Below are 21,757 nucleotides of genomic sequence, written 5' to 3'. Positions count from 1 at the left end.
AGCATGTCTCGCGTTGCTAAGAACCCCGTCAAGCTGCCCGCTGGTGTTGAGATCAACATGGCCGGCCAGCAGCTTTCGGTGAAGGGTGCCAAGGGCACTCTCGAACTGAACGTGCACTCGTCTGTGGAAGTGATCCACGAGGCCGGTGAGCTCCGCTTTGCCGCTCGTAATGGCGATCTGCAAAACCGTGCTATGGCCGGTACCACCCGTGCGCTGGTTAACAACATGGTGATCGGTGTCAGCCAGGGCTTTGAGCGCAAGCTCCAGCTGGTTGGTGTTGGTTACAAGGCGCAAGCCAAAGGTCAAGTGCTGTCCCTGGCTCTCGGCTTCTCGCATCCGGTGGAATATGAACTGCCGCAAGGCGTTACCGCTGAGACCCCCAGTCAGACTGATATCCTGATCAAGGGTGTCGATAAGCAACTGGTCGGTCAGGTGGCTGCTGAAATCCGTGATTTCCGCCGTCCTGAGCCTTACAAAGGCAAAGGCGTGCGTTACTCGGACGAAGTGGTCCGTCGTAAAGAAGCTAAGAAGAAGTAGGGCATAGCAAATGAGCGTAAAGAAAGTTACTCGTCTGCGTCGCGCTCGCAAGGCACGCCTGAAGATGCGCGAGCTGGAAACCGTACGCCTTTGTGTGTATCGCTCTTCCCAGCACATCTACGCCCAGGTCCTTTCGGCCGACGGCGGCAAGGTCCTGGCCAGTGCCTCGACTCTCGACAAAGAACTGCGCGGCGGAGCCACTGGCAACGTCGACGCTGCCAAGAAAGTTGGTCAGCTGGTCGCTGAGCGCGCTAAGGCCGCAGGTGTCACCCAGGTGGCGTTCGACCGTTCTGGCTTCAAGTACCACGGTCGTGTCAAGGCACTGGCTGATGCTGCTCGTGAAGGCGGGCTGGAGTTCTAAGTTATGGCATATAACGAGCAAAAGCGCGACGAAGGTTACATTGAGAAGCTGGTTCAAGTTAACCGCGTCGCCAAGACTGTAAAAGGTGGCCGTATCTTCACCTTCACCGCGTTGACCGTGGTAGGTGACGGTAAAGGTCGTGTTGGTTTCGGTCGCGGCAAGTCCCGTGAAGTGCCGGCTGCCATTCAGAAGGCCATGGAAGCGGCTCGCCGCAACATGATCCAGGTTGACCTGAACGGTACCACGCTGCAGTACGCTACCAAGGCCGCGCATGGCGCTTCCAAGGTATACATGCAGCCTGCTTCGGAAGGTACCGGTGTTATCGCTGGTGGTGCCATGCGCGCCATTCTTGAAGTTGCTGGCGTGCAGAACGTTCTGGCCAAGTGCTATGGCTCTACCAATCCAGTGAACGTGGTCCATGCCACATTCAAGGGTTTGAAAGCTATGCAGTCGCCTGAGTCGATCGCTGCCAAGCGTGGCAAGAGCGTCGAGGAGATCTCCTGATCATGGCCAATACCGTCAAGGTTACGCTGATCAAAAGCGTCAGCGGTCGCATCCCCAATCACAAGCTGTGCGTCAAGGGCCTCGGCCTGCGTCGCATTGGTCATACCGTCGAGGTTCAGGATACTCCTGAGAACCGCGGCATGATCAACAAGGCTTATTACATGCTCCGTGTGGAGGGCTAAGCCATGCAACTGAACGATCTACGTTCTGCGCCGGGTGCCCGTCGCGAAAAGCTGCGTCCTGGTCGTGGTATCGGTAGCGGCCTCGGCAAAACCGGTGGCCGCGGCCACAAGGGCCAGACTTCCCGTTCCGGTGGCAAAATTGCTCCCGGTTTCGAAGGCGGTCAGCAGCCTCTGCATCGTCGTCTGCCGAAGTTCGGCTTCGTTTCGCTGAAAGCCATGGATCGCGCAGAAGTGCGTACATCCGAGCTGGCCAAGGTTGAAGGCGACCTCGTTTCTGTCCAGAGCCTCAAGGATGCCAACGTCATCAACCAAAATGTTCAGCGTGTGAAGGTCATGCTGTCCGGTGAGGTTGGTCGCGCTGTGACACTGAAAGGCATCGCCGCCACCAAGGGTGCGCGTGCGGCTATCGAAGCAGCTGGCGGCAAGTTCGAGGAATAAATGGCTAAGCAAGGTGCTCTCTCCGCGCTGAATAATGGCGGGCTTTCTGAACTCTGGGCTCGTCTGCGTTTCCTGCTGATGGCGATCGTCGTCTATCGTATTGGTGCGCACATCCCGGTGCCGGGTATCAATCCCGATAGGTTGGCCGAGCTGTTCCGTCAGAACGAAGGGACCATCCTTAGCCTGTTCAATATGTTCTCTGGTGGGGCACTGGAGCGCATGAGTATCTTTGCGTTGGGGATCATGCCGTATATCTCGGCATCGATCATCATGCAGCTCATGACAGCTGTCAGCCCTCAACTCGAGCAGTTGAAGAAAGAAGGTGAGGCCGGCCGTCGCAAGATCAGTCAGTACACGCGCTACGGCGCGCTTGTTTTGGCTATCGTGCAGGCGATCGGTATGTCGGTTGGTCTCGCTGGTCAGGGTGTCGCGTTCAATACTGACTTCGGCTTCTATTTCGTGGCTATCACCACCTTTGTGGCTGGTGCCATGTTCATGATGTGGTTGGGCGAGCAGATTACCGAGCGGGGTGTCGGCAACGGTATATCCATGCTGATCTTCGCCGGTATTGTCGCTGGTATTCCCGGTGCGCTCGGTCAGTCGTTCGAGTCCGCACGGCAAGGTGATGTGAATATCATCGCCTTGCTAGCTGTCGGTTTACTGGCGGTGGCCATTATCGGTTTCGTGGTGTTCATTGAGCGTGGTCAGCGGCGTATTGCCGTGCACTACGCCAAGCGTCAGCAGGGCCGTAAGGTATTTGCTGCTCAGACCAGCCACCTTCCGCTGAAGGTCAACATGGCAGGCGTCATTCCGGCGATCTTTGCCAGCAGTATCCTGTTGTTCCCTGCATCGCTCGGCCAATGGTTCGGGCAGTCAGAGAATATGGGATGGCTGGCGGATATCTCTCAGGCGATTGCTCCCGGCCAGCCGTTGAATATCTTGTTGTTCAGCGTCGGTATCATCTTCTTCTGCTTCTTCTATACGGCATTGATGTTCAATCCGAAGGACGTTGCGGAAAATCTGAAGAAGTCCGGTGCGTTTATCCCAGGGATTCGTCCAGGTGAGCAATCGGCACGCTACATCGATGGCGTTCTGACTCGCTTGACCATGTTCGGTGCCCTGTACATGACGGCTGTTTGTCTGCTCCCTCAGTTCCTTGTGGTTGCAGCAAACGTACCGTTCTACCTTGGTGGGACGTCGTTGCTGATCGTGGTTGTGGTTGTAATGGACTTCATGTCCCAAGTGCAGTCGCACCTTATGTCTCACCAGTACGATTCCCTGATGAAAAAAGCCAACCTGAAGGGCTACGGCAGCGGAATGCTCCGCTGACAAGTTCCGTAAGGTTCCAGGAGTTGATCATGAAAGTTCGTGCGTCGGTCAAAAAGCTGTGCCGCAACTGCAAGGTCGTACGTCGCGAAGGCGTCGTGCGAGTCATTTGCAGCGCTGAACCGCGTCACAAGCAGCGCCAAGGCTGATTGTGAGCTAAGGCTCGAGCCCGGCAGCTAGTGCGCTGTCGGGTTGATTATTTGTTATTACAGCGTTAGTATCTCGCGCCCTTTTCTTGGCTTCCGGGGCGTTGGGTAGCTGTCAATTGGAGTTTCACTGAATGGCCCGTATTGCAGGCGTAAACATTCCGGATAACAAGCACACTGTTATCTCGCTGACCTACATCTATGGTGTTGGTCGCACCCGTGCGCAGACTATCTGTGCCGCTACCGGTGTAAATCCGGCAGCGAAAATCAAGGATCTATCCGACGAGCAGGTCGAACTGCTTCGTGGCGAAGTGGCTAAGTTCATCGTCGAAGGCGACCTTCGTCGTGAAGTCAACATGAAGATCAAGCGCTTGATGGACCTGGGTTGCTACCGCGGCCTGCGTCATCGTCGTGGTCTGCCGGTTCGCGGTCAGCGCACCAAGACCAACGCTCGCACCCGTAAGGGTCCGCGTAAGCCGATCCGCAAGTAATCGCGTTAGCGCATCGACAGGAATTTAGTCATGGCAAAACCTGCTGCTCGTCCTCGTAAAAAAGTCAAAAAGACGGTGGTTGATGGCATCGCCCACATCCACGCCTCTTTCAATAACACCATCATCACTATCACCGATCGCCAAGGCAATGCATTGTCTTGGGCCACTTCCGGTGGTTCCGGTTTCCGTGGCTCCCGTAAGAGCACGCCGTTCGCAGCCCAGGTCGCGGCTGAGCGCGCTGGCCAGGCGGCACTGGAATATGGCCTCAAGAACCTCGACGTAAACGTCAAGGGTCCTGGTCCGGGTCGTGAATCTGCTGTTCGTGCATTGAACGGCTGTGGTTATAAAATCGCCAGCATCACCGACGTGACGCCTATCCCGCACAACGGGTGCCGTCCGCCGAAGAAGCGCCGCGTGTAATCAGGAGACAGTGAGAAATGGCTCGTTATATTGGTCCCAAGTGCAAACTGTCTCGTCGTGAAGGCACCGATCTCTTCCTGAAGAGTGGTGTACGCGCGCTCGAATCAAAGTGCAACATCGAAACCCCACCGGGTGTTCATGGTCAGCGTCGTGGTCGCCTTTCTGACTACGGTACTCAGCTTCGTGAAAAGCAGAAAGTTCGCCGCATCTACGGTGTGCTTGAGCGTCAGTTCAGCGGTTACTACAAAGAAGCTGCCAGCCGTAAGGGCGCTACCGGTGAAAACCTGCTTCAGTTGCTGGAATGCCGTCTGGATAACGTGGTTTACCGCATGGGATTCGGCTCTACCCGCGCCGAATCCCGGCAGCTGGTTTCCCACAAGGCGATCAGCGTAAACGGCAAGACTGTGAACGTTCCTTCCTTCCAGGTGAAGGCTGGTGATGTTGTCGCTGTTCGTGAGAAGTGCCGTAACCAGCTGCGTATCGCCCAAGCCCTGGAACTGTGCGTACAGCGCGGTCGCGTTGAATGGGTCGAAGTAGACGCCGACAACAAATCCGGTGTTTTCAAAAGTGTTCCGGCCCGCAGTGATCTGTCGGCCGACATCAACGAAAACCTGATTGTCGAGCTCTACTCCAAGTAAGGGCTAGAAAATAGGTGTATCCATGCAGATTTCGGTAAATGAGTTCCTGACCCCCCGCCATATCGATGTGCAGGTGGTCAGTCCGACCCGTGCCAAGATCACTCTCGAGCCTCTCGAGCGTGGTTTCGGCCATACCCTGGGCAACGCGCTGCGTCGTATTCTGTTGTCCTCCATGCCCGGCTGCGCTGTGGTCGAGGCTGAGATCGACGGTGTGCTCCACGAGTACAGCGCCATCGAGGGCGTGCAGGAAGATGTCATCGAAATCCTGCTGAACCTCAAAGGTATCGCCATCAAGCTGCACGGCCGTGATGAAGTGACCTTGAGCCTGGTGAAGAAGGGCGCGGGCGCTGTTACCGCTGCCGATATCCAGCTGGATCACGATGTCGAAATCGTTAATGGCGATCACCTGATCGCCAACCTGGCGGCTAATGGCTCGATCAACATGAAGCTCAAGGTCGCTCGCGGCCGTGGCTACGAGCCGGCTGATGCACGTCAGAGTGATGAAGATGAGAGCCGTAGTATTGGCCGTCTTCAGCTCGACGCTACATTCAGTCCGGTTCGTCGTGTGGCTTATGTGGTTGAGAATGCTCGTGTCGAGCAGCGTACCAACTTGGACAAGCTGGTTATCGATCTGGAAACCAACGGAACCTTGGATCCCGAAGAGGCGATCCGTCGCGCCGCGACCATCCTGCAGCAGCAGTTGGCCGCGTTCGTTGACCTCAAAGGTGACAGTGAGCCGGTCGTGGTCGAGCAGGAAGACGAGATCGATCCGATCCTGTTGCGTCCAGTTGATGACTTGGAACTGACCGTTCGTTCGGCTAACTGCCTCAAGGCAGAAAACATCTACTACATCGGTGATCTGATCCAGCGCACCGAAGTCGAGCTGTTGAAGACGCCGAACCTGGGCAAGAAATCTCTGACAGAAATCAAAGATGTTCTGGCTTCTCGTGGTTTGTCCCTCGGCATGCGCCTCGACAATTGGCCGCCGGCCAGTCTCAAGAAGGACGATAAGGCTACGGCCTGATCGACCATAGTCACCGAACTGATCGTTTGGTAAGGAATTTCAATCATGCGTCATCGTAAAAGTGGCCGTCATCTCAGCCGCACAAGCGCTCACCGCAAGGCCATGTTCCAGAACATGGCGGTGTCGCTGTTCGAGCACGAACTGATCAAAACAACTCTGCCTAAGGCCAAAGAATTGCGTCGCGTTGCCGAGCCGCTGATCACTTTGGCTAAGGAAGACAGCGTTGCCAATCGTCGTCTGGCTTTCGATCGTACGCGCTCGAAGGCAATCGTTGGTAAGCTGTTCAACGATCTTGGCCCGCGTTACGCCACTCGTCAGGGTGGTTACCTGCGTATTCTCAAGTGCGGCTTCCGCGCTGGAGACAATGCTCCTATGGCTTACGTTGAGCTGGTTGACCGTCCGGTTACCGGTGAAGTGGAAGCTGCTGAGTAAGCATTGCTTGCTTCAAAAAAACCGAGCGTAAGCTCGGTTTTTTTATGCGTGGCGATTAGTGTTCATCTATCGTTCCGCTCTGCTTAATAAATTAGCTTGTTTATGCCGTCTCGCTAGAATCGTCTCCAAGCCACACATTTGGCATCCAAGGAGAGACGACATGAGCAATAAACAAGTTCTCACTACAGCATCTGGTGCTCCGGTTGCTGATAATCAAAACTCGCGTTCGGCGGGGCCTCGGGGTCCGCTTTTGCTGGATGATTTCCATCTTGTAGAAAAGCTCGCGCATTTCAACCGGGAGGTCATTCCTGAGCGGCGGGTACATGCTAAAGGGTCTGGCGCATACGGTACGTTGACTGTTACAGGCGATATTTCTCGCTATACCAGCGCAAAGCTGTTTGCCTCCTTAGGCAAGCAGACGCCTTTGTTCCTGCGTTTTTCCACAGTGGGTGGAGAGCGAGGATCAGCCGATACAGAGCGTGACCCTCGCGGCTACGCGGTGAAGTTTTACACTGAGGAAGGGAACTGGGACATTGTTGGAAACAACACGCCTGTTTTCTTTATTCGTGATCCCCTCAAGTTCCCGGATTTTATTCATACCCAGAAACGCGATCCCTGGACCAATATGAAAAGCCCCCAGGCGATGTGGGATTTCTGGTCACATTCTCCAGAGGCTTTGCATCAGGTAACGATCCTGTTTTCAGATCGTGGCATACCGGATGGATACCGCTTCATGCATGGTTTTGGTAGCCATACCTTTAGCCTGGTAAATGCCGAAGGCGTCCGCAGCTGGGTGAAGCTTCACTTTAAAAGCATGCAGGGAATCAAGAACCTGGCACCTGATGAGGCTGTTCGTCTGGCGGGGGCCGACCCTGATTATGCGCAGAGGGACCTGTTCAACGCGATTGAGCGGGGCGAGTTCCCCAAGTGGAAAATGTGTATTCAGGTGATGACTGAAGAGCAGGCCGCGAGCCGCACGGAAAATCCGTTCGATGTGACAAAAACCTGGTCACAGAAAGAGTTTCCGCTGATCGAGGTTGGAGTCTTGGAGCTCAACCGTAATCCGCAGAACTACTTCGCGGAAGTTGAGCAGGCTGCGTTTGCTCCCAGCAATGTCGTGCCTGGCGTCGGGTTATCGCCGGACCGCATGTTGCAGGGGCGTGTGTTTGCCTATGCTGATGCACACCGCTATCGCGTGGGTACGAACCACCAGCAGCTGCCAGTCAATGCGCCACGTTGCCCGTATCAGAACTATCAACGCGATGGGGCCATGCGCTTCGATGGTAACGGTGGTTCCGCGCCGAACTACGAGCCGAACAGCTACGGCGATGCGCCCAAACAAGCCCGCGAATATAGCGAGCCGGGACTGCCATTGACTGGTTTGGCGGATCGTTATGATCACCGCGCTGACGACGATTATTTCAGCCAGGCTGGGGCGCTTTTCCGGCTGATGACCGCGGAACAGCAAGCCCTGCTGATCGGCAATATCGTGGGTGCCATGAAGTCGGTCACCCGTGATGTGCAGTTGCGTCAACTCGGATATTTCTTGAAGGCCGATCCAGCCTATGGGATCGGAGTTGCGAAGGGCTTGGGGATCGAGCCTACCGAAATCGCTTGATAGCGGAAGGAAAAAGCCGGGCCATGTGCCCGGCTTTTGTATTGCAGTCAGACCTTGTCACGCTCCAGCAATGGTTTCAGGAAATGCCCTGTATGGGACTGCGGCATTGAAGCGACCTGTTCCGGCGTACCTGTTGCGATGATCTGGCCGCCTTTTGAACCTCCTTCAGGGCCAAGATCGACAAGCCAGTCAGCAGTTTTGATCACATCCAGGTTGTGTTCGATCACCACGACAGTGTTGCCGTGGTCGCGAAGACGGTGGAGCACGTCTAGCAGCTGTTGGATGTCGGCAAAATGCAGCCCGGTGGTTGGCTCGTCGAGGATGTAAAGGGTCTTGCCCGTGTCCCGCTTGGACAATTCGCGGGACAGCTTGACCCGTTGCGCTTCGCCACCTGAAAGCGTGGTCGCACTCTGTCCCAGTTTGATATAGGAAAGTCCTACGTCCATCAGCGTTTGCAACTTGCGCGCAACGGCAGGCACTGGATCGAAGAACTCCCTCGCTTCTTCAATAGTCATGTCCAGTACTTCGGTAATGCTTTTGCCCTTGTACTTGACCTCCAGCGTCTCACGGTTGTAGCGCTTGCCCTTGCAAACGTCACAGGGGACATAGATGTCGGGCAGGAAGTGCATTTCTACCTTGATCACGCCGTCGCCCTGGCAGGCTTCGCAGCGTCCTCCCTTCACGTTGAAGGAGAAGCGCCCGGGGCCGTAGCCACGGGACCGTGCTTCAGGAACGCCGGCAAAAAGTTCGCGGATAGGGGTGAACAGGCCCGTGTAGGTGGCGGGATTAGAACGGGGCGTTCTGCCAATAGGACTCTGGTCGATGTCTACGACCTTGTCCAAATGCTGCAGTCCGTCGAACGAGTCGTGCGGTGCCACTTCCAACGTTGTCGCACCGTTCAAGGCTGTGGCGGTGATCGGAAACAGCGTGTTGTTGATCAGGGTCGACTTACCGGAGCCGGAGACACCTGTGATACAGGTGAGCAGGCCGACCGGGATCTCAAGATCCACGTTGCGCAGATTATTGCCACGTGCACCCTTCAGCTTCAGGAGCTTGTCAGGGTCGCGGGGCGTTCGTTCAGCAGGGTAGAGAATCTTCACGCGGCCGGACAAATATCCGCCTGTCAGCGATGCCGGGTTAGACATCACTTCGTCGGGCGTCCCTTCTGCGACAATCTGTCCGCCGTGCACGCCAGCTCCCGGGCCAATATCGACTACGTAGTCTGCGAGGCGGATGGCGTCTTCATCGTGCTCGACGACAATGACCGTGTTGCCGATATCGCGGAGGTGTCGAAGCGTGCCCAGCAGGCGCTCGTTGTCTCGCTGGTGCAACCCGATCGATGGCTCGTCAAGGATATACATGACGCCGACCAAGCCGGCGCCTATCTGGCTCGCCAAACGGATTCGCTGAGCTTCACCGCCGGACAGCGTGTCGGCGCTGCGGTCCAGTGTCAGATAGTCGAGGCCGACATTCACCAAGAATTGAAGGCGTTCGCAGATCTCCTTCAGGATCTTGTCAGCAATCTCGCCGCGGCGGCCTGGCAGCGTGAGATCGCTGAAATATTCGGTGGCGTCGCCAATAGGTAGCCCTGTCACCGCGGGTAGCGTCTTGTCTCCGACCCATACATGGCGCGCTTCGCGGCGCAGTCGGGTGCCACGGCATTCCGGACACGGCTGTGTACTGAGGTACTTGGCGAGCTCTTCACGCACCGCGTTGGACTCGGTTTCGCGGTAACGGCGCTCCAGATTCGGGATGATGCCTTCGAAGGGGTGCGACCGTTTGACGATATCGCCGCGGTCGTTCAGATAACGGAAATCCACGTTTTCCTTGCCGCTACCGCGCAAGACATATTTCTGCTGGGCCGGTGTCAGTGAGTCGAATGGTACGTCGAGGCTGAAGCTGTAGTGCGAGGCGAGTGAACCTAGCATCTGAAAGTAATAGACGTTGCGGCGATCCCAGCCACGGATTGCACCTTCGGCTAGCGTCAGTTCGCCATTAACCAGGCGCTTGGCGTCGAAGAACTGTTTGACGCCGAGGCCGTCGCATGTCGGGCACGCTCCGGCGGGGTTGTTGAAAGAAAACAGCTTGGGTTCCAGTTCGCTGATCGAGTGGCCGCACACGGGGCAGGCAAAGCGAGCCGAGAAGATCATCTCCTCGCTGTCATCGTCCTCTTCCATCGACGCAACAAGGGCGATGCCGTCTGCGAGCTTCAATGCGGTTTCAAACGACTCCGCAAGCCGTTGCTGTAGGTCGCTGCGGACTTTGAAACGATCCACCACGACGTCGATGGAGTGTTTTTTCTGCTTATCCAGCTTCGGCAGTTCATCGAGTTCGTAAAGCCGACCGTTAACCCGTGCGCGTACAAAGCCTTGGGCACGTAGCTCATCGAACACTGCAAGGTGTTCACCCTTGCGCTCGCGAATGACGGGGGCGAGCAGCATCAACTTGCGACCTTCAGGCAGCGTCAATACCTGATCAACCATCTGGCTAACCGTCTGCGCTTCCAGTGGCGCGTCATGGTCGGGACAGCGCGGAGTGCCTGCCCGTGCATAGAGCAGACGCAGGTAATCATAGATCTCGGTAATGGTGCCGACGGTTGAGCGCGGATTGTGCGACGTCGACTTCTGCTCGATGGAGATGGCCGGAGAGAGTCCCTCGATGGTATCGACGTCGGGCTTTTCCATCATCGAAAGGAATTGTCGAGCATATGCTGACAGAGACTCGACGTAGCGGCGCTGCCCTTCGGCATAAAGCGTGTCGAAGGCCAGCGAGGACTTGCCCGAACCTGACAGGCCGGTAATCACGATCAGTTTGTCGCGTGGCAAGGTCAGGTCGATGTTTTTCAGGTTGTGGGTACGAGCCCCACGAATCAGAATCTTGTCCAAAGCAGCCTCGCATGGCGGGCGAAAACCCGAAAGTATACGGCCAGGGGCGACATCACGGCAAAGTGGCGAACCTGTGCCGAGCAGGGGATGGCTGCTAGAATCGCCGCCGGTTAATTCAAGCGAGACCCTAGATGCAAGATCCTTACAGCGAGCGCATGAGCGCCAGCGAAACCCGCGCAGCCTCTGGGTTGGCACTGGTTTTCGCGTTTCGCATGCTCGGCATGTTCATGGTTCTTCCGGTGCTGGCGACCTACGGTATGGATCTGCAGGGCGCAACGCCGGCACTCATTGGTCTCGCCATTGGTGCTTATGGTTTGACCCAAGCGGCGCTGCAAATTCCGTTCGGAATGGTTTCCGATCGAATAGGCCGTCTTCCTGTGATCTATTTCGGGCTGCTGATCTTCGCCGCCGGCGCGGTGCTCGCCGCAACGGCCGAAACCATCTGGGGCGTAATCGCCGGTCGCATTCTGCAGGGTGGGGGCGCGATTTCGGCTGCGGTCATGGCGTTGCTATCGGATCTGACCCGCGAGCAGCATCGCACCAAGGCGATGGCGATGATCGGCATGAGCATTGGTGTATCGTTCGCGGTAGCGATGGTCGTCGGCCCGCTGTTGACGGGCGCGTTCGGACTTTCGGGGCTCTTTTGGGTGACAGGTGGAATGGCGGTGCTAGGCATCCTTGTCGTAGCCGTACTTCCTCGAGCCCCGGCGCATATTCGGCATCGCGAGTCCGGCGTCGCCAGGCAGGCGCTCGGCGTAACGCTGCGCCATCCTGACCTGCTGCGGCTCGATTTCAGTATTTTCACGCTCCATGCCATTCTCATGGCCAGCTTCGTGGCGTTGCCGTTGGCACTGGTTAATGAAGCCGGATTGCCCAAAGAACAGCATTGGTGGGTTTATCTCACCGCGCTCGTGGTGGGGTTTTTCGGCATGGTGCCGTTCATCATTTATGGCGAAAAGAAGCGCCAGATGAAGCGCGTCGTGCTTGGTGCTGTGGCGGTGCTTGTTTTCTCCGAGTTGTTCTTCCTGTGGTTAGGAGACCGGTTATGGACACTGGTCGGCGGGATGATTGTGTTTTTTGTCGCGTTCAATCTGCTAGAAGCCTCGTTGCCATCGCTGATCAGTAAGGTCGCGCCCGCCGGCGGAAAAGGAACGGCGATGGGAATCTATTCAACCAGTCAGTTTCTCGGCTCCGGCTTGGGCGGCGTGCTTGGCGGTTGGCTCTACCAGCAGGGGGGGCTGGGCTTAGTGTTCGCTGGTTGTGCAGCGCTTTGCACGCTCTGGTTTATCGTGACCTGGAGTATGCGTGAACCTCCTTATGTAACGGGGCTGCGCCTGCCACTTTCCACTGGGGCGACACGTAATCCCACGCTCGCGGAGCAGATGCTCGCAGTTCCCGGCGTATCTGACGCGGTAGTTATCGTCGAGGAAGCCGCTGCCTATCTGAAGGTGGACATGAAGGCGCTGGATCGGGCTGCGCTGGACCGGCTGGTGGCCTGACCGAGCGGCGTTTCACTGCAATCGGCGTGTAGCTCGTACCCTCACTCCGTTGCGCCGGTTGGCCGAGGTAAGGGTGGTAGGGTAAGATTGCCGGTCATTGGTTGTTTCCCGCTCGCGAGGATTATGTCCAGTGAGCAATCCAATTCATGTTTAAAGATAGGAGTTACCCATGGCCAGAGGGGTGAATAAAGTCATCTTGGTCGGCAATGTCGGCGGCGATCCGGAAACCCGCTACATGCCCAATGGCAATGCGGTGACCAATATTACGCTAGCCACGACTGACAGCTGGAAGGATAAGCAGACCGGCCAGCAGCAGGAACGCACCGAGTGGCACCGTGTCGTGCTGTTCGGCAAAGTCGCTGAGATTGCTGGCGAATACCTGCGTAAGGGCTCGCAGTGTTACATCGAAGGCCGTCTGCAAACCCGTGAATGGGAGAAGGACGGCGTCAAGCGCTACACCACCGAGATCGTCGTCGACATGGGCGGCACCATGCAGCTGCTTGGCGGACGTGGTGGAAGTTCCGATGACGCTCCGCGTCAATCTCAGCCTCGTCCCCAGCGGGATTCGCAGCCGCAACAGCAGTCGCGCCCGCAGTCTCAGCCGCAGCCTGCTCAGCAGCCGGCGCCTGACTACGACAGCTTCGACGACGATATCCCGTTCTAGAGTTTACTCATGCGAATGCGCCTGATGCTGTTGGGCGGCGGTAATGCCCTGGGTCAGGCGCTTATCCGCCTCGGCGCCGAGGATGACATTGGATTCCTCGCCCCGCGTCCGCCTGTGCAGGGCTGGGACGCGCCAAGTCTAACGACCTTGCTCGACGATAGCCGCCCCGATGTCGTGGTCAACCTCGCCTATTACTTCGACTGGTTCCAAAGTGGAAGCGTGGATGAGGCTGCTCTTGCCAATCAGGAGCGCGGCGTCCAGCGGCTGGCCGAGTTGTGCCAGCACAATCAAATCGTTCTGATGCAGCCCTCCAGCTACCGCGTTTTTGACGGTGCTAGGACCACTGCATACAGCGAAAAAGATGAGGTTGCGCCACTGGACGCCCGCAGCCGTGCGCTTTGGCGAATGGAGCAGAGCGTGCGTTCGCTTTGCCCTCGGCACGTGTTGCTGCGGTTTGGCTGGCTGCTCGATGATAGCTCGGACGGTCTGTTGGGCCGGTTCCTCCAGCGTCTCGAGTTGGACGAAGAGGTGTGCCTCGCCGACGATCGTCGCGGCAACCCTACACCGGTTGAAGACGCCGCGCGGGTTATCCTGGCCGTCCTGAAGCAGCTGGACTGCGAAGCGCCGCTGTGGGGGACCTACCACTACGGCGGGCACGAAGCCTCAACCCCATTGGTGGTTGGTCAAGCCCTTCTGGCTGAGGCTGGTAACCATCGCCAGCTGACAATCGACAGCCTGACACCCATTGCTCATGCGGCTTGTCCGGATGCGGCCGATGAGCCTCAGCATGGCGTGCTGGCCTGTAAGAAGATCTTCAATACCTTCGGCATCAAACCGCGTGCCTGGCGCACCGGGCTGCCGGGCCTGCTGGAGCGCTACTATCGTCATGGCTGATCTACCCATCCTTGTTACCGGCGGTGCTGGCTTCATCGGCTCCAACCTTGTCGATGCGCTTGTGGCGCGGGGTTACGCCGTCCGGGTCCTCGACAACCTCTCAACCGGCAAGCGCAGTAATCTGCCTGACGATGCGAGCGTTGAGCTGATCGTGGGCGATGTCGCTGATGCGCAAACTGTGCAGCGCGCGCTGGTGGGGTGCCGCGCCGTAGTGCACCTTGCCGCGGTGGCGTCCGTTCAGGCTTCTGTCGATGATCCAGTCGAGACGCACCAGAGTAATCTGGTTGGCACCCTTAATTTATGTGAGGCAATGCGAGAGCAGGGCGTGCGTCGTGTGGTCTTTGCTTCGAGCGCCGCAATTTATGGCAACAATGGAGAGGGCTCACCGATCAGTGAGGACACTCCGAAAGCGCCGTTGACACCCTATGCCGCTGACAAGCTCGCCAGCGAGCATTACCTGAGTTTTTATCAGCGCCAGCATGGGTTAGAGCCTGTGGTGTTCCGTTTCTTCAATATCTTCGGGCCGCGACAGGATCCTTCTTCCCCGTATTCGGGGGTGATCAGCATCTTTACCGAGCGCGCGCAGAAGGGATTGCCGATTTCCGTCTTTGGAGATGGCGAGCAAACTCGGGACTTTCTCTACGTTGGCGACCTGGTGGAGTTGTTGATACAGGCGCTTGAGTCTTCAGACGTACGAGAGGGGGCGGTGAATGTCGGCCTCAATCGGGCCACATCGCTGAACCAGCTGCTTGAGGCTGTGCGTGACGTCTTGGGTAGCTTGCCTGAAGTCAGCTATCAGGCCGCTCGCTCAGGAGATATTCGGCATTCGCGAGCGGACAATACAAGGTTGCTGGAGCGGTATCGATTGCCGGAGCCGCCAACCGCTATGCGCGACGGGCTGGCCAAGTTGCTGGGTATGTAAGGCGATAGTGGCTGTACAAAACGAAAGGCGCCGAGCGGCGCCTTTCGTTCGTCTATAACTGCGATCGGCAGTTATCAGAATTTATAGCCAAGGCCGACCATATAGACCATTGGGTCAACTTCCACGTCGACTTTGGCGCGGATGCCCAGGCCGGGATGATCGATATAGGCGCTGGTGTCGATATCGATGTATCGAACCTGCGCGTTGAGCATCAGCTGATCTGTCAGCATATAGTCCATGCCCACCTGTGCAGCCCAGCCCCAGCTGTTCTTTACGCGAAAGTTGTCGTACCCGCGATCCTTGAAGTTGCTGCTGACACTTTCATCGAAGAACCACGTGTAGTTAACGCCAGCGCCGACATACGGCTGGAATGCCGATGTGCTCGCCATCGGGTAATAGACGAGGCTCAGGGTCGGCGGCAAGTGTTTCAACTCGCCGAGATTGCCGTCTGCGATACCGCCAAGGCCAGTGCCGGAAACCGAGACGTCATGAGTGAATGGGCTGGCGGCAAGCAGCTCGACGCCGAGGTGGTCAGTGACCATATAGGCGAAGTTCAGGCCCAGTTGAGTGTCGCTATCGAGCGATGCCTTGCCACCCAGATCCGCACCTGCCAGCGCGCCCCGATCAACCATCACACCCGACGTGCTTTCACGCGGATCGACCGTAATCGCACCGGCACGAACAATTACATCACCGGCCTGATGGGCCTGAGCGAAAGGGGCGGCCAGGGCTACGGCTAGCACGGATGCGGTAAACAGGGTCTTGCGCATGATGGGACTCCAACGAGACATGGTGTGTTGCGTTGGGCCCATGTTAGAGCTCTCCGTCGGGTCCATTTTGATCTAGCTCAACAAAGCCTCTGCCGGTGTTTCGCCTGTTTGGTCAGGTTGCGTTGTGTCGTGTTTGCGGATGATAATGTTTCTCTTTCTGAACCGCAGTGGTCTCTGATAGGCGTCGCAGATGAAGGATAGGCTGCGCGACTGTTGCAAGGTGTTATAACATAACTTTTTTGAGCTGCCGTGAACCGAGGACCCGTTCCGCATGAATCAGTACCCGACTCGCTTGTTAGCAGGCGTGCTGTTGTCGTTATGCCTGCCGCTCAATGCGGCTCCGCTGGACGCTGCGCTGGAAGAAAGCCAGCAATTGGCAGCCGAAGCCAAGGCCTCCCAGGCGCGTATCGAGCAGCTCGATGACGCCACCCGTGAAATGCTTACCGAATACCGCAATGCCGTTCAGCAGGCAGAGGCGTTGAAAGCGTATAACCAGCAGATGGCCGAGCTGACTGCTGCTCAGAGCAAGGAGTTGGCCGGGTTCCAGCGTCAACTGGACAGCATCGAACGCACCCAGGAAGCCGTTGCGCCACAGATGGGACGGATGATCGAGGTGCTCGAGGAGTTCATCGCGGCAGACCTGCCGTTCCTCCCCGAAGAGCGCGCTGATCGCCTCGCCAGCTTGCAGGACATGCAGGCGCGCGCCGATGTCAGTCTCGCTGAGAAGTATCGCCGCATCCTTGAGGCCTATCAGATCGAAAGCGACTACGGACGCACTCTGGAAGCCTGGCGTGGAGAGCTACCCATTGAAGGTGGCAGCCGCAGCGTGGAATTTTTGCGGCTGGGGCGCACGATGCTCTATTACCAGACGCTCGATGCCCATGAAAGTGGCTGGTGGAACCCGAACACCCGCGCCTGGGAAGTACTGGACGGCAGTGCCCGTCGACCGATTACCAAAGCAATTGCGATTGCGCGTCAGCAGCAAGCGCCGACCTGGCTGGAACTCCCTGTGAAAACGTTGGCCAAGGAGGCTGCGCAATGAACCGTTTGCTGACATTGCTACTCGCTGGATTATTGCCGATATGCGCGCAGGCGGCCGAGCCGCTGAGCCCCGAGCAATTGCTACAGCGTATTCGCAGCGAGCGTGCCGCCGAAGTGGACGCCATGCAGGCACGCGAACAGGCATTCATCCAGAATCGCAGCGAACAGGCCCAGTTGCTCGCAAGGGCCAATGCGTCGCTTGCGGAGCAAAAGGCTGAAGCCGAGCGCTTGAAAGCCGAGTTTGATCGTCAGGAAGCTGAGCTGGCTGAGCAGGAAAAACTCCTGGCGCAGCGTGTCGGCCACCTGGGCGAGCTGTTTGGTGTAGTGCGGCAGAGTGCTGGCGACATCGCCGGGCAATGGCAGGATAGCCTTCTTAACGCCCAGTATCCGGAGCGCCTGCAGCGCCTCCGGGCATTGGCTGAAAGCCGTACGCTGCCGTCGGCCGAAGACCTAGACAGTTTCTGGATGACCTTGCTGGAAGACCTTACCGCCAGTGGCCAGGTGGAGCGTGTCGAGCTGCCAGTAGTAGGCGTTGACGGGCAGCGCACCCCCCAGTCTGTCCTACGGATCGGTAATTTTTCGGCGTTCACCGACGAAAACTATCTCCGTTACGACAGTGACGCACAGGAGCTGCTGACGCCCAGCCGTCAGCCGGCCGGCATGGGAGTGGTCAACGACTACATGAACAGCAGCGACGCGCTAGCTGCCTTGCCGATCGATCCGAGCCGCGGCTCGTTGCTGGCTCAGCTGCAAAGACAGCCACAGCTGTGGGATCGGGTCCAGCAGGGCGGACTGGTGGGCTGGGTGATTCTGGTCCTGGGTGCCATCGGCCTTATCCTCGCGATCTGGCGCATGGTCTACCTTGCCCGGGTCGGGCGAGCGGTGAGTCGTCAGACGCGCGAGCTCAACCAGCCGCGCAACGATAACCCGCTAGGCCGCATCATCGGTGTCCTGGGTCCGAAGCCACAGCTGTCCGACCTCGAAACGCTCGAGCTCAAGCTCGACGAGGCGATCCTTCAGGAAACACCGCCCCTCGAGCGCGGTCAGCCACTGCTCAAGCTGCTGGCCGCGGTTGCTCCGTTACTCGGTCTGCTGGGTACGGTGACCGGCATGATTGTGACCTTCCAGGCGATTACGCAAAGTGGCGGCGGTGACTCTCGGCTGATGGCCGACGGTATCTCCCAGGCACTGGTGACTACGGTGCTGGGCCTGGTAGTGGCCATCCCCCTGTTGTTTCTGCACAGCTTGCTGGCCAGCCGCAGCAAGGCGCTGATCCAACTGCTCGAGCAGCAAAGCGCCGGTCTGATTGCACTGCATCTGTCGGGGACTTCGCGTCGTGACTGATCTGCACGGCCAATGGCTGCGTCTGGTCGATGGTGGCTATGCGCTGCTCGACTTCATGGCGGCGGGCGGCGCGGTGATGTGGGCGCTGGCTGCGCTATGTGTGCTGTATTGGACGCTGGTCTTCGAGCGGCTGTGGTTCATGCGTCGAGTGTTCCCGCGCTGGGTTGAAAACCGCCGCGAGGCCTGGTCGCGCCTGGGTAGCGAGTCCGGTAGTTGGCAGCGTGCGGTGCGTAGCGCATGGCTGGCCGAAGCCCAGCAGCAGTTGGCCGGTCCCCTGCGCATGAGCAAGACGTTGGTCGCGATGTATCCGCTGCTCGGATTGCTTGGCACTGTCAGCGGCATGATCGCGGTCTTCGATGTGCTGGCGCTCAACGGCACCGGCAACCCTCGCGGCATGGCTGCGGGCGTCTGGCAGGCGACCCTGCCGACCATGGCCGGCATGGTGCTGGCCATCACTGGACTATTCAGCCTGGCGCGTCTCGAACGCATTTCGCGCCAGGCTCTCGACCGGCTGGCCGACCAGCTGCGTCACGATTGAGGAATAACGGATGCGTATGCGTCGTCACCATTACCAGCAGGAAGAAGACACCGGCATTGACCTGACGCCGATGCTCGACGTGGTCTTCATCATGTTGATCTTCTTTATTGTTACCAGCTCCTTTATCAAGGAGTCCGGTGTAGAGGTTCAGCGGCCACAAGCAGATACCGCCAGCGCCCAGGATCAGGGCAACATCCTGATTGCTGTTACGGCCGACGGCCAGGTCTGGATCGACAAGCAGGTTGTAGATGTACGCAGTGTGCGGGCGCACGTCGAGCGTATGCGCGTCGACCAGCCCGAGGGCGCCGTGGTGGTGCAGGCCGACCAGGATGCACGAACAGGTCTGGTCGTCCAGGTGATGGACCAGGCACGTCTGGCCGGGGTTGAGCAAGTCGCCCTGGCCGCCAGTTCAGGAGCGCAATGATGGTTCGTGGACTGACCCGAGTCGGGTTGTCCTTCATCGCTGCCTGTGTGGTGGCGCTGCTTCTGTTTGTGCTGATGCTGAGCATGGTCAACCCGCCTCGTAGCGAGGTGACCGAAGACCCGGTTGCCATCGCCAATTTCGTGCGGATGGACAATCGCAGCGAAAGCACAGCGACACGCTCGCGGCAGCAGCCACCGCAACCGCCCCAACCGAAGACACCACAGACTCCAACGCCGCCAACCCCGAGCATGGCGACTCCGAGCGCCAACCTGCCGAAGCTTGATTTACCTTTGCCAAACATCGATACCGGTGTGTCGGTCGCCAGCGCGCCCGCGCCCAGCCTTGCTGGGTTGACGGCCGCCTCCGCTCCGGCAGCTCCTCCGGCTCCTGCCGCGCCTTCTGCTGACGAGGCGGCGTCGCAATCCGGGCCCGAGCAGGAAGTCATGCCACTCAACGATGTACGTCCTGAGTATCCTTATCGAGCGCGGCAGCGCGGGATCGAAGGCCACATCAAGCTCGCATTTACCATCACGGCCGCCGGTAAGGTTGAAAATATCCGCGTGATGGAGGCGTCCCCGCCGAATGTGTTCGACCGTGAAGCCCGCCGTGCCGCAGCTCGCTGGCGTTTCGCACCACGCACCGAAAACGGTTCTGCCGTATCCCGCGAAGCCGTGAAAACCCTTCATTTCCGCCTGCAAGGAGAGCGCTGACATGCCCCGTCTGCTGTTGCTGATCTCGTTGTTGTTCGCTGTATCGACCCAAGCCGCGCAAAGCATCGATCCGTCGGTTTTCAAAGCGCTGGAGCGTGCCCAGAGTGCGCAGGCAAAGGGCGACTACGGTGCTGCGCACCGCGCGCTCAAGCAGGCCGAGGCGAAGCCAGGCAGCGCGGAAGAGGCCTTGCTATGGCGCAGCCGTGCGTACCTGGCCTGGGCCGAAGGCAACAACCGTCAAGCGTTGGAGCTGCTCGACAAGGCGATCGCCAGCGGTAAGTTGGACGAGGCAATCCTGCCTAACGAGCGGCTCAATCTGGCCAAGCTCAACTTGGCCGAGCGCCGCTATGCCAAAGTCGTCAGCCTGCTTGGCTCACCTGCTCAGGCAAGCGAAGAAGTCCTGCAGATGCTGGTGCAGGCCTATCAGGGGCTCGGGCAGCATGCCAAGGCATTGCCACTGGCTGAGCGCTATGTCAAAGCCAACCCGAACGCAGCAGATACCTGGCTGCAGTTTCTGGTCGCCGGTAACGCCGAGCTGAAGCGTTACGAAACCGCAGAGCGCTGGCAGAGCAGGCTGCTCGCCCGTCATCCGGATCAAGCCAAGAGCTGGCGCCAACTGGCAGGCTTGCAGCAGATGGCCGGTGACGAAGACAAGGCGCTCGCCACCCTGCGTGCAGCTCATGCGAAGGGACTGCGCTTCAGCGAAGCCGAGCTGGACAATCTAGTGTTGCTGGCTGGCGCCGCAGGTCAGCCCTGGCAAGGTGCGAAGCTGCTCGAGGGCATGCTTGAGTCGCGCCTGCTCGCCAGCGATGCCAAGCGGCGTGAACGTCTGGGCATGCTCTGGTGGCAGGCACGTGAGCGTTCGGAAGCGGCGCAGATCTACCGTGATCTGGCGGCCGAATCCGGTAGCGCCAAGTTCTGGATGAATGTCGCTCAGCTGGAGCTGGAGCAAGCCCACTGGCAAGCCGGGCTCGATGCGCTAAAGCAGGCCGAGCGCGCAGGCGCCGAGCGGCGCAAGGTTCGCTCCTGGCGAGAATGGGCGGAAGGTGAGTTGAGCTTCGAGCGACAGCGTCAGGTCGCGAGTACTCGTTGAGCGTCGCGAGGCCGGTCTGAGAGATGGGCCGCCTCCAGCGTCGAGCTGTTCACGTCTAGCGTTAGCTTCTAGCGAAGGCCACAGAAACCCCGAGATTAAGCGGGGTTTCGTGTTTATGCCTTCACGATGCCAAACGACCGCATTCAGAAAATGGAACGAGCAACGCCGGCATCCCTCGCATCGCTGCGCGGCGACTCCAAGGGATGCGCTCGGTGCGTTGATCATCATGAGTCATCCACAGCGGATAAAAGGCGATGACGGGAGTGGTATCGCAATCGCTCGCCGGTCCTTCTCAGTGCCGACCTGCCTGCCGAATCAGGACGGAGCCAACGCTGCCTTTTATTCCAGCTCGTACAGATAGATCTTCTGCGCTTCCATGCGATAGCCCGCATCAGCCAGCTCGCTGCTGGCATGTTCTACTTTCAGCGGTCCTTCGATCCAGAACGGTTGGTACAGCTCCTCGACTTTGACGCCTAGCTCGCTGGTGGCATGCACGATCTGGTTGGATGGCGGTGGGGGGACGTGGATGCAGGCGCCGAAGTAGGGCACCAATAGAAACTCCGTCACCCGTCCGTCTTCACCCATGTCCAGCGGCACGATATAGCCCGGCAGCTTGACCTGAACGCCGTCGAGTTCTTTGACCACCGGCTCGGCGGGTGACTGCTGCACCGCCGCTGGGCCTGACTCGGCCGCGAGTGCGTCGGCCAGTTGCGACATGTCGTGGATCGCTATTGGCGGAGGCGGCGGCGGTGCGTCCGGAGGGATCAGATCCGACCATTGCAGCTCACGAACCTCGGCAGCGGCGAAGGTCGCCGCGAACGCGAGCAGGATGGCAAGCAACAGGCGAGACATTGAA

Annotated in this window: 26 protein-coding genes; 23 read left to right on the top strand and 3 right to left on the bottom strand. The window is 58.5% G+C overall.

Going from position 1 to position 21,757, the window contains the following annotated elements; all coding sequences use genetic code 11:
* The first annotated feature begins 3 nt into the window (after window positions 1–3).
* The 13 genes from rplF to JQR87_RS16750 all read left to right on the top strand — a co-directional run bounded on the left by rplF (window position 4) and on the right by JQR87_RS16750 (window position 8,117).
* Window positions 4–537, top strand: a complete 534-nt coding sequence (gene rplF, locus JQR87_RS16810; protein WP_407294914.1) for a 50S ribosomal protein L6 — start codon at window positions 4–6, stop codon at window positions 535–537.
* 10 nt (window positions 538–547) lie between these two features.
* A complete protein-coding gene (gene rplR, locus JQR87_RS16805; RefSeq protein WP_019339967.1) occupies window positions 548–898 on the top strand; it encodes a 50S ribosomal protein L18 in 351 nt (116 codons plus the stop codon).
* A 3-nt stretch (window positions 899–901) separates the two neighbouring features.
* Window positions 902–1,402, top strand: a complete 501-nt coding sequence (gene rpsE, locus JQR87_RS16800; protein WP_019339966.1) for a 30S ribosomal protein S5 — start codon at window positions 902–904, stop codon at window positions 1,400–1,402.
* A gap of 2 nt (window positions 1,403–1,404) precedes the next feature.
* A complete protein-coding gene (gene rpmD / locus JQR87_RS16795; RefSeq protein ID WP_003281818.1) occupies window positions 1,405–1,584 on the top strand; it encodes a 50S ribosomal protein L30 in 180 nt (59 codons plus the stop codon).
* A gap of 3 nt (window positions 1,585–1,587) precedes the next feature.
* Entirely contained in the window at window positions 1,588–2,022 is a 435-nt protein-coding gene (gene rplO / locus JQR87_RS16790; protein WP_407294917.1) for a 50S ribosomal protein L15, read from the top strand.
* Window positions 2,023–3,351, top strand: coding sequence for a preprotein translocase subunit SecY (gene secY / locus JQR87_RS16785; protein WP_407294920.1), 1,329 nt, complete (start codon window positions 2,023–2,025; stop codon window positions 3,349–3,351).
* Between the two features lie 29 nt (window positions 3,352–3,380).
* Window positions 3,381–3,497 carry a 50S ribosomal protein L36 gene (gene rpmJ / locus JQR87_RS16780; RefSeq protein WP_407294923.1) on the top strand — a complete coding sequence of 39 codons (117 nt, stop codon included), beginning with the start codon at window positions 3,381–3,383 and terminating at the stop codon, window positions 3,495–3,497.
* 131 nt (window positions 3,498–3,628) lie between these two features.
* Window positions 3,629–3,985, top strand: coding sequence for a 30S ribosomal protein S13 (rpsM, locus tag JQR87_RS16775; RefSeq protein WP_014854208.1), 357 nt, complete (start codon window positions 3,629–3,631; stop codon window positions 3,983–3,985).
* A 30-nt stretch (window positions 3,986–4,015) separates the two neighbouring features.
* Window positions 4,016–4,405 carry a 30S ribosomal protein S11 gene (gene rpsK / locus JQR87_RS16770; protein WP_014854207.1) on the top strand — a complete coding sequence of 130 codons (390 nt, stop codon included), beginning with the start codon at window positions 4,016–4,018 and terminating at the stop codon, window positions 4,403–4,405.
* 17 nt (window positions 4,406–4,422) lie between these two features.
* Complete coding sequence (rpsD, locus tag JQR87_RS16765; protein ID WP_407294928.1) at window positions 4,423–5,043, top strand: 30S ribosomal protein S4; 621 nt, start codon at window positions 4,423–4,425, stop codon at window positions 5,041–5,043.
* A gap of 22 nt (window positions 5,044–5,065) precedes the next feature.
* Window positions 5,066–6,067, top strand: coding sequence for a DNA-directed RNA polymerase subunit alpha (locus tag JQR87_RS16760; protein ID WP_019339960.1), 1,002 nt, complete (start codon window positions 5,066–5,068; stop codon window positions 6,065–6,067).
* Between the two features lie 45 nt (window positions 6,068–6,112).
* Window positions 6,113–6,499 carry a 50S ribosomal protein L17 gene (rplQ, locus tag JQR87_RS16755; RefSeq protein ID WP_019339959.1) on the top strand — a complete coding sequence of 129 codons (387 nt, stop codon included), beginning with the start codon at window positions 6,113–6,115 and terminating at the stop codon, window positions 6,497–6,499.
* 160 nt (window positions 6,500–6,659) lie between these two features.
* The gene (locus JQR87_RS16750) at window positions 6,660–8,117 is read left to right on the top strand and encodes a catalase (RefSeq protein ID WP_407294932.1); all 1,458 of its coding nucleotides are present in this window, start codon (window positions 6,660–6,662) and stop codon (window positions 8,115–8,117) included.
* Between the two features lie 47 nt (window positions 8,118–8,164).
* Here the strand turns inward: JQR87_RS16750 and uvrA are convergent, their stop codons facing one another.
* A complete protein-coding gene (gene uvrA / locus JQR87_RS16745) occupies window positions 8,165–11,002 on the bottom strand; it encodes an excinuclease ABC subunit UvrA (RefSeq protein WP_407294935.1) in 2,838 nt (945 codons plus the stop codon).
* A gap of 131 nt (window positions 11,003–11,133) precedes the next feature.
* Between uvrA and JQR87_RS16740 the strand changes: the two genes are divergently transcribed.
* The 4 genes from JQR87_RS16740 (at window position 11,134) to JQR87_RS16725 (ending at window position 14,981) form a co-directional block, all read left to right on the top strand.
* Window positions 11,134–12,501, top strand: a complete 1,368-nt coding sequence (locus JQR87_RS16740) for an MFS transporter (RefSeq protein ID WP_407294937.1) — start codon at window positions 11,134–11,136, stop codon at window positions 12,499–12,501.
* A 169-nt stretch (window positions 12,502–12,670) separates the two neighbouring features.
* Entirely contained in the window at window positions 12,671–13,165 is a 495-nt protein-coding gene (locus tag JQR87_RS16735) for a single-stranded DNA-binding protein (protein ID WP_407294938.1), read from the top strand.
* A 9-nt stretch (window positions 13,166–13,174) separates the two neighbouring features.
* The gene (locus JQR87_RS16730; protein WP_407294940.1) at window positions 13,175–14,059 is read left to right on the top strand and encodes a sugar nucleotide-binding protein; all 885 of its coding nucleotides are present in this window, start codon (window positions 13,175–13,177) and stop codon (window positions 14,057–14,059) included.
* A complete protein-coding gene (locus tag JQR87_RS16725; protein WP_407294942.1) occupies window positions 14,052–14,981 on the top strand; it encodes an NAD-dependent epimerase/dehydratase family protein in 930 nt (309 codons plus the stop codon). The genes JQR87_RS16730 and JQR87_RS16725 overlap by 8 nt, the downstream gene beginning before the upstream one ends.
* Window positions 14,982–15,055: 74 nt before the next feature.
* Here the strand turns inward: JQR87_RS16725 and JQR87_RS16720 are convergent, their stop codons facing one another.
* Window positions 15,056–15,751, bottom strand: a complete 696-nt coding sequence (locus JQR87_RS16720) for an OmpW/AlkL family protein (protein ID WP_407294944.1) — start codon at window positions 15,749–15,751, stop codon at window positions 15,056–15,058.
* 271 nt (window positions 15,752–16,022) lie between these two features.
* On the opposite strand from JQR87_RS16720, the gene JQR87_RS16715 reads away from it, so the two are divergent.
* The 6 genes from JQR87_RS16715 to JQR87_RS16690 are packed head-to-tail and all read left to right on the top strand — an operon-like array spanning window position 16,023 to window position 20,901.
* Complete coding sequence (locus JQR87_RS16715; protein ID WP_407294946.1) at window positions 16,023–16,793, top strand: DUF3450 domain-containing protein; 771 nt, start codon at window positions 16,023–16,025, stop codon at window positions 16,791–16,793.
* Complete coding sequence (locus JQR87_RS16710) at window positions 16,790–18,136, top strand: MotA/TolQ/ExbB proton channel family protein (RefSeq protein ID WP_407294949.1); 1,347 nt, start codon at window positions 16,790–16,792, stop codon at window positions 18,134–18,136. The genes JQR87_RS16715 and JQR87_RS16710 overlap by 4 nt, the downstream gene beginning before the upstream one ends.
* Window positions 18,129–18,674: a MotA/TolQ/ExbB proton channel family protein gene (locus tag JQR87_RS16705; RefSeq protein WP_407294950.1), complete on the top strand. Its 546-nt coding sequence runs from the start codon at window positions 18,129–18,131 to the stop codon at window positions 18,672–18,674. Before JQR87_RS16710 ends, JQR87_RS16705 begins: the two co-directional genes overlap by 8 nt.
* Window positions 18,675–18,684: 10 nt before the next feature.
* Window positions 18,685–19,098 (top strand): ExbD/TolR family protein, encoded by a 414-nt coding sequence (locus JQR87_RS16700; RefSeq protein WP_407294953.1) that lies wholly within the window; start codon window positions 18,685–18,687, stop codon window positions 19,096–19,098.
* Entirely contained in the window at window positions 19,098–19,808 is a 711-nt protein-coding gene (locus JQR87_RS16695; protein ID WP_407294955.1) for an energy transducer TonB, read from the top strand. Before JQR87_RS16700 ends, JQR87_RS16695 begins: the two co-directional genes overlap by 1 nt.
* A 1-nt stretch (window position 19,809) precedes the next feature.
* Window positions 19,810–20,901: a tetratricopeptide repeat protein gene (locus tag JQR87_RS16690; RefSeq protein WP_407294957.1), complete on the top strand. Its 1,092-nt coding sequence runs from the start codon at window positions 19,810–19,812 to the stop codon at window positions 20,899–20,901.
* A 339-nt stretch (window positions 20,902–21,240) separates the two neighbouring features.
* Here JQR87_RS16690 and JQR87_RS16685 read toward each other — a convergent pair whose 3' ends face one another.
* On the bottom strand, window positions 21,241–21,753 hold the full coding sequence (locus JQR87_RS16685) for a DUF3299 domain-containing protein (protein WP_407294959.1): 513 nt from the start codon (window positions 21,751–21,753) through the stop codon (window positions 21,241–21,243).
* Window positions 21,754–21,757: the final 4 nt, after the last annotated feature.

Source organism: Stutzerimonas stutzeri (genome assembly GCF_051028275.1).
Taxonomy (GTDB): Bacteria; Pseudomonadota; Gammaproteobacteria; order Pseudomonadales; family Pseudomonadaceae; genus Stutzerimonas; species Stutzerimonas stutzeri_AS.
Note: the sequence above shows the minus strand (reverse complement) of the source record. Positions and strands in the feature narration are given on the sequence as shown.

Excerpts from the sequence above, each read along its gene's own strand:
- rplF (WP_407294914.1), top strand. The coding sequence starts at position 4 with ATGTCTCGCGTTGCTAAGAACCCCGTCAAGCTGCCCGCTGGTGTTGAG.
- rplR (WP_019339967.1), top strand. The coding sequence starts at position 548 with ATGAGCGTAAAGAAAGTTACTCGTCTGCGTCGCGCTCGCAAGGCACGC.
- rpsE (WP_019339966.1), top strand. The coding sequence starts at position 902 with ATGGCATATAACGAGCAAAAGCGCGACGAAGGTTACATTGAGAAGCTG.
- rpmD (WP_003281818.1), top strand. The coding sequence starts at position 1,405 with ATGGCCAATACCGTCAAGGTTACGCTGATCAAAAGCGTCAGCGGTCGC.
- rplO (WP_407294917.1), top strand. The coding sequence starts at position 1,588 with ATGCAACTGAACGATCTACGTTCTGCGCCGGGTGCCCGTCGCGAAAAG.
- secY (WP_407294920.1), top strand. The coding sequence starts at position 2,023 with ATGGCTAAGCAAGGTGCTCTCTCCGCGCTGAATAATGGCGGGCTTTCT.
- rpmJ (WP_407294923.1), top strand. The coding sequence starts at position 3,381 with ATGAAAGTTCGTGCGTCGGTCAAAAAGCTGTGCCGCAACTGCAAGGTC.
- rpsM (WP_014854208.1), top strand. The coding sequence starts at position 3,629 with ATGGCCCGTATTGCAGGCGTAAACATTCCGGATAACAAGCACACTGTT.
- rpsK (WP_014854207.1), top strand. The coding sequence starts at position 4,016 with ATGGCAAAACCTGCTGCTCGTCCTCGTAAAAAAGTCAAAAAGACGGTG.
- rpsD (WP_407294928.1), top strand. The coding sequence starts at position 4,423 with ATGGCTCGTTATATTGGTCCCAAGTGCAAACTGTCTCGTCGTGAAGGC.
- JQR87_RS16760 (WP_019339960.1), top strand. The coding sequence starts at position 5,066 with ATGCAGATTTCGGTAAATGAGTTCCTGACCCCCCGCCATATCGATGTG.
- rplQ (WP_019339959.1), top strand. The coding sequence starts at position 6,113 with ATGCGTCATCGTAAAAGTGGCCGTCATCTCAGCCGCACAAGCGCTCAC.
- JQR87_RS16750 (WP_407294932.1), top strand. The coding sequence starts at position 6,660 with ATGAGCAATAAACAAGTTCTCACTACAGCATCTGGTGCTCCGGTTGCT.
- JQR87_RS16740 (WP_407294937.1), top strand. The coding sequence starts at position 11,134 with ATGCAAGATCCTTACAGCGAGCGCATGAGCGCCAGCGAAACCCGCGCA.
- JQR87_RS16735 (WP_407294938.1), top strand. The coding sequence starts at position 12,671 with ATGGCCAGAGGGGTGAATAAAGTCATCTTGGTCGGCAATGTCGGCGGC.
- JQR87_RS16730 (WP_407294940.1), top strand. The coding sequence starts at position 13,175 with ATGCGAATGCGCCTGATGCTGTTGGGCGGCGGTAATGCCCTGGGTCAG.
- JQR87_RS16725 (WP_407294942.1), top strand. The coding sequence starts at position 14,052 with ATGGCTGATCTACCCATCCTTGTTACCGGCGGTGCTGGCTTCATCGGC.
- JQR87_RS16720 (WP_407294944.1), bottom strand. The coding sequence starts at position 15,751 with ATGCGCAAGACCCTGTTTACCGCATCCGTGCTAGCCGTAGCCCTGGCC.
- JQR87_RS16715 (WP_407294946.1), top strand. The coding sequence starts at position 16,023 with ATGAATCAGTACCCGACTCGCTTGTTAGCAGGCGTGCTGTTGTCGTTA.
- JQR87_RS16710 (WP_407294949.1), top strand. The coding sequence starts at position 16,790 with ATGAACCGTTTGCTGACATTGCTACTCGCTGGATTATTGCCGATATGC.
- JQR87_RS16700 (WP_407294953.1), top strand. The coding sequence starts at position 18,685 with ATGCGTATGCGTCGTCACCATTACCAGCAGGAAGAAGACACCGGCATT.
- JQR87_RS16695 (WP_407294955.1), top strand. The coding sequence starts at position 19,098 with ATGGTTCGTGGACTGACCCGAGTCGGGTTGTCCTTCATCGCTGCCTGT.
- JQR87_RS16690 (WP_407294957.1), top strand. The coding sequence starts at position 19,810 with ATGCCCCGTCTGCTGTTGCTGATCTCGTTGTTGTTCGCTGTATCGACC.
- JQR87_RS16685 (WP_407294959.1), bottom strand. The coding sequence starts at position 21,753 with ATGTCTCGCCTGTTGCTTGCCATCCTGCTCGCGTTCGCGGCGACCTTC.